General features: G+C 37.4%; 11 protein-coding genes. 8 read left to right on the forward strand and 3 right to left on the reverse strand.

Annotated features, from left to right (window positions below):
- Window positions 1-102 precede the first annotated feature (102 nt).
- Genes ACOQO5_RS11880 through ACOQO5_RS11890 form a run of 3 tightly spaced genes read right to left on the reverse strand, consistent with a single transcriptional unit; the run spans window position 103 to window position 2,681 of the window.
- Window positions 103-1,212, reverse strand: coding sequence for a DegT/DnrJ/EryC1/StrS family aminotransferase (locus ACOQO5_RS11880; protein ID WP_420581898.1), 1,110 nt, complete (start codon window positions 1,210-1,212; stop codon window positions 103-105).
- Window positions 1,213-1,218: 6 nt separating this feature from the next.
- Window positions 1,219-1,680: an acyltransferase gene (locus ACOQO5_RS11885; RefSeq protein WP_420581899.1), complete on the reverse strand. Its 462-nt coding sequence runs from the start codon at window positions 1,678-1,680 to the stop codon at window positions 1,219-1,221.
- Entirely contained in the window at window positions 1,677-2,681 is a 1,005-nt protein-coding gene (locus tag ACOQO5_RS11890; RefSeq protein ID WP_420581900.1) for a Gfo/Idh/MocA family protein, read from the reverse strand. The genes ACOQO5_RS11885 and ACOQO5_RS11890 overlap by 4 nt, the downstream gene beginning before the upstream one ends.
- A gap of 169 nt (window positions 2,682-2,850) precedes the next feature.
- On the opposite strand from ACOQO5_RS11890, the gene ACOQO5_RS11895 reads away from it, so the two are divergent.
- The 8 genes from ACOQO5_RS11895 (at window position 2,851) to ACOQO5_RS11930 (ending at window position 10,767) form a co-directional block, all read left to right on the forward strand.
- Window positions 2,851-3,765 carry a polysaccharide biosynthesis protein gene (locus tag ACOQO5_RS11895; RefSeq protein WP_420581901.1) on the forward strand — a complete coding sequence of 305 codons (915 nt, stop codon included), beginning with the start codon at window positions 2,851-2,853 and terminating at the stop codon, window positions 3,763-3,765.
- Window positions 3,765-5,063 carry a hypothetical protein gene (locus ACOQO5_RS11900; protein ID WP_420581902.1) on the forward strand — a complete coding sequence of 433 codons (1,299 nt, stop codon included), beginning with the start codon at window positions 3,765-3,767 and terminating at the stop codon, window positions 5,061-5,063. Before ACOQO5_RS11895 ends, ACOQO5_RS11900 begins: the two co-directional genes overlap by 1 nt.
- A 32-nt stretch (window positions 5,064-5,095) precedes the next feature.
- A complete protein-coding gene (gene gmd, locus ACOQO5_RS11905; protein WP_420581903.1) occupies window positions 5,096-6,160 on the forward strand; it encodes a GDP-mannose 4,6-dehydratase in 1,065 nt (354 codons plus the stop codon).
- On the forward strand, window positions 6,160-6,999 hold the full coding sequence (locus tag ACOQO5_RS11910) for an ABC transporter permease (RefSeq protein WP_420581904.1): 840 nt from the start codon (window positions 6,160-6,162) through the stop codon (window positions 6,997-6,999). Before gmd ends, ACOQO5_RS11910 begins: the two co-directional genes overlap by 1 nt.
- A gap of 83 nt (window positions 7,000-7,082) precedes the next feature.
- Window positions 7,083-8,213, forward strand: coding sequence for a polysaccharide ABC transporter ATP-binding protein (locus ACOQO5_RS11915; RefSeq protein WP_420581905.1), 1,131 nt, complete (start codon window positions 7,083-7,085; stop codon window positions 8,211-8,213).
- A complete protein-coding gene (locus tag ACOQO5_RS11920; RefSeq protein ID WP_420581906.1) occupies window positions 8,200-9,165 on the forward strand; it encodes a glycosyltransferase family 10 domain-containing protein in 966 nt (321 codons plus the stop codon). Before ACOQO5_RS11915 ends, ACOQO5_RS11920 begins: the two co-directional genes overlap by 14 nt.
- Window positions 9,146-9,835: an FkbM family methyltransferase gene (locus ACOQO5_RS11925; protein WP_420581907.1), complete on the forward strand. Its 690-nt coding sequence runs from the start codon at window positions 9,146-9,148 to the stop codon at window positions 9,833-9,835. The genes ACOQO5_RS11920 and ACOQO5_RS11925 overlap by 20 nt, the downstream gene beginning before the upstream one ends.
- A complete protein-coding gene (locus ACOQO5_RS11930; protein ID WP_420581908.1) occupies window positions 9,817-10,767 on the forward strand; it encodes a GDP-L-fucose synthase family protein in 951 nt (316 codons plus the stop codon). The genes ACOQO5_RS11925 and ACOQO5_RS11930 overlap by 19 nt, the downstream gene beginning before the upstream one ends.
- Window positions 10,768-10,773: the final 6 nt, after the last annotated feature.

The following is a 10,773-nucleotide window of genomic DNA, read 5'->3' on the forward strand; positions in this document are numbered from 1 at the left end:
ACCGTTTGTCTACATTTAAAAGTAATCCTTCAAGCTATAAAATTTTTCTAGCTAGAAAGCAGATTGATACTCACCAATAGTACTCTCCAAACAAAAGATATCCTACAATAAACCGCTATAAAAACCCTTGATGTGATTGCACACATAGCTGACCTCTTCTGTGGTCATCTCTGGAAAAATTGGCAAAGAAAGAATCTTACCGCTTTCAGCATGTGCTATAGGAAAATCCTCTTTTGTGTGGTTCATAAATTGATAACATTCCAGAAATGGCAGAGGGGTAGGGTAATGAATGGCCGTAGAAATATTATGATTCTTTAGATATTCCTGAAGTTCTTCTCTGTTTTCCGCAGAAACCACATACAAGTGGTAAACAGGGTTTGAGTTTGTATTAACCAATGGCAAACGCAAAGCTGAAACGCCCTTTAGCGCTTCATTATACTGCTTGGCTATTTTTCTTCTTTGCGATGTCCATTCTGACAAATTATTCAACTTGACAGATAAAACCGCAGCCTGGATCGTATCTAATCGGCTATTGATTCCTTCTATTTTATGCTGATGTTTCACCAATTGACCATGGTTGGCAAACTGCCTACATTTTTCAGCCAGTTGATCATCATTGGTCACTATCCCTCCAGCATCCCCATAAGCCCCTAGATTTTTGCCTGGGTAGAAGCTAAATGTGGCCGCATGGCTCGAAGCCCCCACAGACCATCCACCCCGGTCGGCCAGATGAGCCTGTGCCGAATCTTCTACAACTATTAAGTCATGCTTATCTGCGATTGTTTTTATAGCCACCATATCAGCCATTTGCCCATATAAGTGTACCGGAACAATTGCTTTGGTATTTGAATTGATCTTATACTCAATTTGTTCTACATCGATCAAATAATCTTGGCCTATGTCCACAAAAACGGGTTTGGCTCCAGTCTGGGAGATGGTTTCTGAGGTGGCTATCCAAGAACAGGCTGAAGTAATCACCTCATCCCCCTCTCCTATGCCCAGCATTTTTAGGGTGATATATATCGCATCTGTACCATTAGCCACACCGATACAATGCTTAGTTCCACATTGCTTAGCAAATTGCTCTTCAAACGATTTTATTTTTTCTCCTCCTATATAATTGGATTGATCTAATACCTCATGTATGGCTTGATCAATTTCAGTTTTATGTTGTTGATATTGACGCTGTAGGTCAACAAAGGGAATTTTCATGCTTTATCATTTTTTGAGTAATCGAGCTGGGTTTCCGACATACACCCCAGACTCAACAATATTTTTGGTGACAACCGCTCCAGCTCCAATCACTACATCATCACAAATGGATACTGGTAAAATAGTGGCGTTGGAACCTATAGAAACACGATTGCCAACTTTCGTCTCCTTCCACAAGGATTGATCACCGCCGGCTGGTCCTCCTTTACTAAAAAGGTCATTGATAAAACAAACACCATGACCTATGAAGCAATCCATACCTACAGTCACTAACTCGCAGACAAATGAATGTGATTGTATTTTAGTGCGTTTGCCAATTTTCACTCCCTTTTGTATTTCTACAAACGGCCCTACAAATGCATCATCCTCCAAAGTGCATTCATAGATATTGACAGGCTGTACGATAGTAACATTACTACCAAAAATTACATCTCGTATCGAGGCTTCTATAATTTTTGGTTTATTCATCTGATCTCCTGATAGATTTTATCAATAATTTCAACACTTTTCAGACCGTCAAAGGCTGAGGCGCTAATAGAAGAGTCTCCTCGAAGAACCTCTACGAGGTTTTGATAGACCAGATCATGATTCGACATAGAACCGCTATAGTTTCCATAGTTATTGGCGGTGTTGCCTCCTTTCAGGTTTTTGATCTCAAAATTTTCAATACTCTGATATTCCAATTCATTGAGATACTGGCCACCAATTTTCACTGTACCCTTATCTCCAAAAATGGTCAGCGAGCCTTCCATGTTTTTTTGATGTGAATTGACTGTATAATTAATTGTACCTATAGCGCCGGATTGGAACTCCAGGGCCACAACTCCTGAATCTTCAAACTCTATCATATCACTATGTGCAAAATTTCGACTAAACCCTTTCGCTGTCTTGACGTCGCCAACAATCCAATAAAGCAGATCGATAAAATGACTGAATTGTGTATAAAGCGTACCACCATCCAGATCCAAAGAACCTTTCCAGGAATTCGCGTAATAATCCTCATTCCTATTCCAAAAGCAACTTAACTGTACGGACTGAATGGCCCCTAGTTTGCCTTGATCTATTGCTTCTTTTACGGCTTCGACAGGTGGATTGAATCTATTTTGTTTAATCACAAAAAGCCGTCTATTCTTTTTTTCAGCACATTTGATCATTTCACCACAATCATGCGCATTGATAGCCAGTGGTTTTTCACACAATACGTGATGACCTGCTTTTAAGCAAGATATACTATGTTCAGCGTGCAATCCATTGGGAGAGCAAATGGACATGACATCTATTTGAGGCTCATTAGACAACAGTTCTTCTAGGGTAGCATAAGCTTTGCAACTGTACTCTTCCGCTAATTTTTTAGCCTTCTCAAAATCGCTGTCGCAAACAGCAATCAGCTCACCATTGTTTACCATGTGCTTTGCATGCCGCTGCGCAATCCTTCCACATCCAACGATCCCAAAAGTAATTTTACTCATGTATTCAAATTTTCGCCAAAAATACCAACATGGTCGTTGATTGAGAAATGGTTCTGAATATTAATGAAATTAGTAGAGTATTACATCATAACATTAATTTATCATAGTTATCTCTGCATTCATCGAAATATTATAATCTTCATTTCTCGAAATCATTTAACTTCGAACCATGTTGGACAATCAATCCATTTTTATCACAGGGGGAACCGGGACTCTTGGTCAGGCATTCGTCAAAAAAGTATTGACCGAATATACTGACATCAAGTCCATCACGATCTACTCGCGTGATGAAATGAAGCAGTATGAGCTCCGTAGAAAGTACCCTGCTGACCAGTTTCCTATGTTTCGATGGGTCATCGGAGACATCAGAGATGCAGATAGGTTGAGTGAAAAAATGAAAGGAGCGGATATAGTTATTCATGCAGCTGCCATGAAACACATTCCTATCTGCGAAGAAAATCCTGAAGAATGCCTAAAAACTAATGTTGAAGGCACTAAAAATGTAATCCATTCGGCGATAGAGCATGGCGTAAAAAAAACCATACTGGCATCCACGGACAAAGCCGTTGACCCAATCTCTATTTATGGCAACTCTAAGCAAGCAGCAGAAAAGTTATTTTTGAATGCGGGCAATGACAATAGCAAGTTTGCCATTGTGCGTTTGGGGAACATTTGGGGGTCTCGAGGGTCTGTCGTACCACTGTTTAAAGAATTGTCCAAAACCGGGGTGATCCCAATCACTCATCCGGATATGACCAGGTTTTTTTGTACTGAAGAGCAGTCAGCTGACAGTTTCCTCTATGCATTAAAAAAAATGAAAGGTGGCGAAATAGTCATTCCAAAAATGGAGTCCAAAAAAATTACTGACATTGCTAATGAGCTTGCTCCTGACTGTATTTATGAAATTATTGGCTTGAGAGGGTTTGAGAAAGTTGGGGAGAAGTTAGTTTCTGATATTGAACTTGATCGGCTAATAGAAACCGAAAAGCATTGGGTGATAGGCAAAAATACAACCTCATCTTTCTTACTTACAACATATAGTGATTTGGACAGTAGTTCCTTAATCAAGTACCAGCTTAACTAATGGGTATACAGGATCTCATCATTACACCTATTTGGTTTTTCTTATTGCTCATAGGAGCCTATGCCGTTCGACCAATGGTCACTAATGCTGATACTAGACCTTATTTCATCGCAGGGTTACTTGTTAAATTGATAGCGGCAATTGTGCTAGGAGCAATTTATCAATTCTATTATGGAGGAGGTGATACCTTTGGTTATACCACACACGGAGGAGATTGGATTTATGAGGCCTTTTTGGATAACCCCATTAAAGGATTTAAGTTGATTTTTCTAGCGGGAAAACAGCACTTTTCCGACACTTTTCAATATAGTCAACACATATGGTACTATGGGGATCTAAATTCTTACTTTGTGGTCAGAGTAACAGGGCTTTTTGCCATTTTTACATTTGGCACCTACTCCTCTACAGCACTTTTTTTCGCCACCTTTAGTTTTTCGGGGGCTTGGGCCTTATTTCGGCTACTTACAAAGTATTATCCTAACCAAAATAACAAGATTGCGTTTGCTACTCTCTTCCTTCCCTCGGTTGTATTTTGGGGATCAGGTATATTAAAGGATACTATTACATTTGGTGCTCTATGTTGGTTGGTCTGGAGTCTTTTCCATATAATCGAATTTAAAAGTAAAAGTCTTATAAAATTTGGGATTGCATTGGCAGCAATTTTTATCATTTTTTCAATCAAAATTTACATTTTGATGTGCTTCCTTGCTGCTTTGTTTGTTTGGATTTACATGAAGTATCTTGGACAAATTAAAAGTATCATTGTAAGAGTTCTAATCGCTCCCTTTATATTTATAAGCCTAGCATCATTAAGCTATTTTGCTGTTGATTCGATTTCAGTTTCAAATGAACACTATTCCCTTAGTAATATCGCCGAACGAGCTATGGTAACAGCATATGATATTAGATACGGTTGGGGAGCGCGTAATGGTGATAATTCTGGATACACCCTAGGTTCATTGGATGGTAGTTGGTCGAGTATGTTTCGTCTGGCACCTGCCGCAATTAATGTGACATTATTTCGTCCTTATCTTTGGGAAGTTCGGAATCCATTTATGTTGATTAGTTCTCTCGAAAGCTTGTTATTTCTATTCATAACCATTCAAGCAATTTTAATAAGGAAAAAATCTCAAAGATTGTTAAAAGACCCTTTTCTCACATTTTGTTTGATTTTTTCTATTGCTTTTGCTTTTGCTGTCGGAGTAAGTACATTTAATTTTGGGACCTTGATGAGGTACAAAATACCAATGATGGGTTTCTATCTGTTAGCAATTTTAATTTCCCCAAAGGAAAAGTAAGTAATAACTATTAATCAAAAATTAATTCTTAAGTGAAAAAAGCTTTAATTACAGGAATTACTGGTCAAGATGGAGCCTATCTAGCTGAACTATTGCTAGGTAAGGGTTATGAGGTTCATGGCATCAAACGAAGAGCTTCTTCATTCAACACACAACGAATTGATCACCTTTTTCAAGATCCACATATTTCTGATCGAAATTTTATTCTTCACTATGGAGATCTTACAGATTCTACTAATATCATTCGAATAATTCAAGAAGTTCATCCTGATGAAATCTACAATCTTGGTGCTATGTCTCATGTAAAGGTTTCATTTGAAGAACCGGAATATTCGGCAAACGTAGATGGAATTGGGACTTTACGAATCCTAGAAGCTGTTAGAATTTTAGAACTCGAAAAAAAGACCAAAATCTATCAGGCCTCCACCTCAGAACTTTATGGACTTGTTCAGGAAGTACCTCAAAATGAAAAGACACCATTCTACCCCAGATCTCCATACGGTGTAGCCAAACTTTACGCCTATTGGATAATGGTGAACTATAGAGAAGCTTATAATATTTTTGCCTGCAATGGTATTTTGTTCAACCATGAAAGTCCGCTGAGGGGAGAGACCTTCGTCACAAGAAAAATTACAAGAGCAGTGGCTCGTATTGCCTTTGGCCAGCAAGAAACTACTTTTTTGGGAAACCTAGATGCACAGAGAGACTGGGGACACGCAAAAGACTACGTGGAAGCTATGTGGCTGATGATGCAGCAAGATAATCCCGATGACTTTGTCATTGCTACTGGCATCACTACTACCATACGCGAGTTTGCTAAAAAAGCTTTTGCCTGTGCTGGCATAACCATCGAATTTAGGGGATCTGGTAAGGAAGAAGTGGGAGTAGTAACAGGCTTTGACAAACACCACAAGGTTGTCAAAGGACAAACGGTTGTAAAAGTAGATCACAATTATTATCGTCCAACAGAAGTTGATCTATTAATTGGAGATGCAACCAAAGCCAGAAAAACGCTGAACTGGAAGCCAAAATATAGTTTGGATGATTTAATCCAAGAGATGGTAGATTCTGACATAAAACTTGTTGTTAAAAATTAATGTATACCATTACCATTAGCTCGAAAGGACAAACTTGGATTCAATATCTAAAGGAACTTTTACAATATAGGGACCTGTTTATCACTTTTGCGATTCGTGATTTCAAGGTAAAGTATGCTCAGACTTTCTTAGGCTTTTTCTGGGCCATTTTTCAGCAAATTGTTGCTATTTCTGTTTTTGCTATCATTAGATACACAGCCTTTGACAGTGAAAATGACACCATTCCGGTTGTTCTATACATATCAGCAGGCATTGCCTCATGGACGTATTTCGATTTCGTGGTAAACAACTCTGCCAATGCCATCATCAATTCAGGAAGTATGATAAAAAAAATATATTTCCCCAGGCTCATTCTACCTCTTTCCAAAGCATTGGTTGGGTTAATCGATTATTTGATTGGGTTGATTATTCTAGCATTCATGTTTGTGATGTATGAAATTTATCCTTCAGAAAATATAATTTTCCTTCCGATATTCATCTTTTCTACAATTATGGCTGCACTTGGACTAGGAATCTGGGTAAGTGCATTGACCATTCGTTTTAGAGACTTTCAACATATTATTCCATTCATCCTTAAAATTGGTATGTTTATCACACCAGTGTATTTTTCTACTCAGGAAGTATTGAATAGAGCACCTGAAAAATGGAAATCACTTACAGAAATCGTGTTTTATCTCAACCCAATGGCAGGAAATATTGAAGCTATTAAGTGGTCATTATTTAATGAACAAGCGTTAGATTCTGAAGTGTCTATATCTATTGGAGTTTCAGCAATCCTATTTATTACCGGACTGATCTACTTTAAAAAATCAGAAAAACAAATGGCTGACTTGGTATGACGTCTAATTCAATTATACAAATTAACCGACTTTCTAAGGTTTATGGATTAGGTAAGAGCCGGCATGCGTCACTGGCAGATGTCATGCGCAACCTTATCAATGGAAGCCCTTCAAATTCAAAAGAATTTTATGCATTACGAGATGTATCTCTCAATATTGATCGTGGAGAAGCAATTGGTATTGTAGGAAAAAATGGTGCAGGAAAATCAACATTATTAAAAATTTTGTCAAGGATCACCTACCCGACTTCTGGCGAGGTAAAAATAAACGGTAGAGTATCTTCATTACTGGAAGTTGGAACAGGCTTCCATCCTGAACTTACAGGAAGAGAAAACATATTCCTTAATGGCACTATTTTAGGAATGAGAAGACATGAAATTAAGGCTAAACTAGACCAGATAATAGCCTTTAGTGATGTGGAAAAATTTATTGACACACCCGTGAAGCATTATTCCAGTGGAATGTATGTTAGGCTGGCTTTTTCGGTTGCTGCTCATCTTGATCCAGAAGTCCTCATAATTGATGAAGTATTGGCCGTTGGTGACATAGAGTTTCAGAAAAAGTGTCTTGGGAAAATGAATGAAGCAACGGGACAAGGTAGGACTGTTATATTTGTAAGCCATAATATGAACGCAATCAGAAATCTCTGTACTTCTGCGGTTTATATGTCAAATGGTAATATGATGGAAAAGGGACCAGTTGAGGAAGCGATAAAGTTTTATTCACACAGTGCTCAAAATCAAATAAATCTTAATTTTCCTATTTCTAATGAAGACTTTTTGATTGAAGACTTTCGTGTCCATCAAAATGATGAGTTTCCCATAGAACTGAATGGAGACTCGCCCATAGAATACGAAATTAAGATCGAAGTTTTACGAAACATGAATAATTTCAGGCTTGGAGTTATGCTCAGGGATCAGTTTGGAGAACTCATCATGCGTTCTTTACTCACTGACTGGAGCCCTGAAGATAACTTCATGAAAAAAGGACAATATATTCTAAAAAGTAGTATTCCAGCAAAATTCTTAACGTCGGGCTCTTACTATCTGCAAATTCATGGTAGCCTCTATGGTCTCAAGGATTTTCAAATTGAAGAAAAAACGAGTATTCAAATTTCCATTAATAAGCCTATTGAATTCAACTCATTATATTCTGGAGAAACCAGATTCGGTGATATAATTAACCCAAACCCTTGGTCAATTGAAAGAATATAAGAAAATAAAATTTACTTTTCCTTTCCCAAAGTGGCCTATTGAACGACAGCTTCCTAATCAGTCCTTGGTGCTTGGTGATTACGAATTTTGCATTAATGACCCGACATGTAGCCATCCTGACTTCTGGGTTGTATTCGATGGACTATTAGCTGATGAAGTTGCCCACTGCAACAAAGAAAATACCATTTTTTTTACTGCAGAACCGCCTACATTTAAAAGATATAACCATGATTTCCTGCAACAATTTGGTCATGCAATTACTTGTCAGAAGGAAATCAATCATCCAAGTCTGCATTATTACCATCAAGGGCATCCTTGGTTCGTGGGAAAATCTTACGACGAATTAATTTCACTTTCTGAGGTTCCAAAAAATAAAAACATCAGTATAATCACATCGAATAAATTGATTACTGATGGTCATAAAAAGAGATTTGAGTTTTGTCATAGATTGAAAGAACATTTTGGAGAGGCTGTTGATTTATATGGCAGAGGAATTAAAGACTTTGAGGACAAATGGGAAGTACTGGCTCCCTATCGCTATTCTGTAGCCATTGAAAATGAATATCTTGATGATTGGTTTACTGAAAAACTGTATGATTGTTTTCTATCCCTGACCGTACCGATATACTATGGCTGCCCTAATTTGGAAAAATACTTTGACACTAAATCAATTTTGCAAATAGATGTTGCAAAAATAGATGAAACAATTGCGCAGATTGAGAACCTAATCGAGGTAGATAGGTATGACTCCTACATTCCTGCCCTAAAATCTGCCAGATTAAAATACCTCAACCAATTCAATATTTTTTTCTTAATCATATCTTTGGTGAACGAGTTAGATTCCAGTAACCATTCTGAAGAATATACCCTATATTCAGAAAACCACTGGCATAAAAACAAAAGGTCGATATTCAACAAGTTTAAATCAATTCATGAGACATTTTTTAAGTAGAGGGTTTCTCTGGTTAGCCAGGATATTGCAGAGCACGTCCAATCGACTCTCAAAAAATAAGCTGACTCTTAGACAAAAAAACGCTATAGAATGGCATAAAATAAAAGGTGACTCCTCCCTTCGCTTAAATTATCCCTTAAGTAAAGATAGTATCGTCTTAGACTGTGGTGGCTTTGAAGGACAGTGGGCTAGTGATATATACAGTATGTATCAACCTAAAATTTATATTTTTGAGCCCGTAAATGCCTACTTTCAAGAAATTGAAAAGAGATTTTCAGCTAATAAGGATATTACCGTTATAAATAAAGGAATAGGAGGCAAATCAGAGAGCCTCAATATTAAAATTGGTGGGAACGAATCATCCTTTCACCTAAACGGAGACAACGAAGAACTGGTTGAAATTGAATCCTTTAGTGATTTCATCAATAGAGAAAGTATAAAAGAAATTGACTTAATGAAGATCAATATCGAAGGCGCTGAATATGACCTCCTTAAGAACATCATTGAAAATGATATGCATTATATGATTAAAAATATTCAAGTTCAATTTCACGATTTTGTAGACAACTATGATTTGAAAATGAGGCAAATTCGGACTGAACTATTGAAAAGTCATGAATTAACATATGAGTACCCTCTAATTTGGGAAAATTGGAAAAGAAAAAATTAAATAAGAAGACTAAAATCTATGTTGCCGGACATAACGGCATGGTAGGATCTGCATGTGTAAGGTTATTTCAATCCAATGGATATCCAAATATTGTAAAAAGAAGTCGTGAAAATCTCGATCTTACAAATCAAAAAGCAGTAAATGATTTTTTTGAGGAAGAAAAACCTCAAGTGGTAATTTTCGCAGCTGCCAAGGTTGGAGGCATACAGTCAAACATAGACCATCCGGGAGACTATTTGTATCAGAATTTAATGATTCAAAATAACGTTATTGAAGCGTCAAGGGTACATGGGGTGAGTCAGTTTGTGAATATTGGCAGCAGTTGTATATATCCCAGAGAATGTATTCAACCTATGAAGGAAGAGTATCTGCTTACAGGGGCATTAGAACCTACTAATGAGGCATACGCAATTGCCAAAATCGCTGGACTTAAGCTAACATCTTATTATAAGCAGCAGTATAACTTTAAGGCTATAAACTTGATGCCATGTAATCTTTATGGACCTAATGACAGTTTTGACCTCAGGCATTCACATGTATTATCAGCCCTAATCAAAAGATTCAGCGATGCAAAATCTACTAAAGAAGGTGCGATCACACTATGGGGTACAGGTTCGGCTCGAAGAGAATTTCTTCATGTGGACGATTTGGCAAGAGCGATTCTATATTTTCTGAATCATCCTTTTAATGATGACTTTATAAACATAGGATGGGGTGTTGACATATCCATCAAGGAATTGGCTGAAAAAATTAAAGCCAGAACTGGCTATCAAGGTAACATTAAGTGGGATCAGTCAAAACCGGATGGTATGCCTAGAAAGTGTCTCGACACAAGCAAAATGATCAATTATGGTTTTGAGCCTGCTACCTCTTTGGACCAGGGAATTACTGAAATGGTAAATTTGTATCAAGAGCAATCTCAAAACAATTAAATTGTA

The sequence above is a fragment of the Reichenbachiella sp. genome (assembly GCF_965223055.1).
Lineage (GTDB): Bacteria > Bacteroidota > Bacteroidia > Cytophagales > Cyclobacteriaceae > Reichenbachiella.

What these genes read in the sequence shown, in the direction of transcription:
- ACOQO5_RS11880 (WP_420581898.1), bottom strand. Translation starts at nt 1,212, where the DNA reads ATGAAAATTCCCTTTGTTGACCTACAGCGTCAATATCAACAACATAAA.
- ACOQO5_RS11885 (WP_420581899.1), bottom strand. Translation starts at nt 1,680, where the DNA reads ATGAATAAACCAAAAATTATAGAAGCCTCGATACGAGATGTAATTTTT.
- ACOQO5_RS11890 (WP_420581900.1), bottom strand. Translation starts at nt 2,681, where the DNA reads ATGAGTAAAATTACTTTTGGGATCGTTGGATGTGGAAGGATTGCGCAG.
- ACOQO5_RS11895 (WP_420581901.1), top strand. Translation starts at nt 2,851, where the DNA reads ATGTTGGACAATCAATCCATTTTTATCACAGGGGGAACCGGGACTCTT.
- ACOQO5_RS11900 (WP_420581902.1), top strand. Translation starts at nt 3,765, where the DNA reads ATGGGTATACAGGATCTCATCATTACACCTATTTGGTTTTTCTTATTG.
- ACOQO5_RS11910 (WP_420581904.1), top strand. Translation starts at nt 6,160, where the DNA reads ATGTATACCATTACCATTAGCTCGAAAGGACAAACTTGGATTCAATAT.
- ACOQO5_RS11915 (WP_420581905.1), top strand. Translation starts at nt 7,083, where the DNA reads ATGCGCAACCTTATCAATGGAAGCCCTTCAAATTCAAAAGAATTTTAT.
- ACOQO5_RS11925 (WP_420581907.1), top strand. Translation starts at nt 9,146, where the DNA reads ATGAGACATTTTTTAAGTAGAGGGTTTCTCTGGTTAGCCAGGATATTG.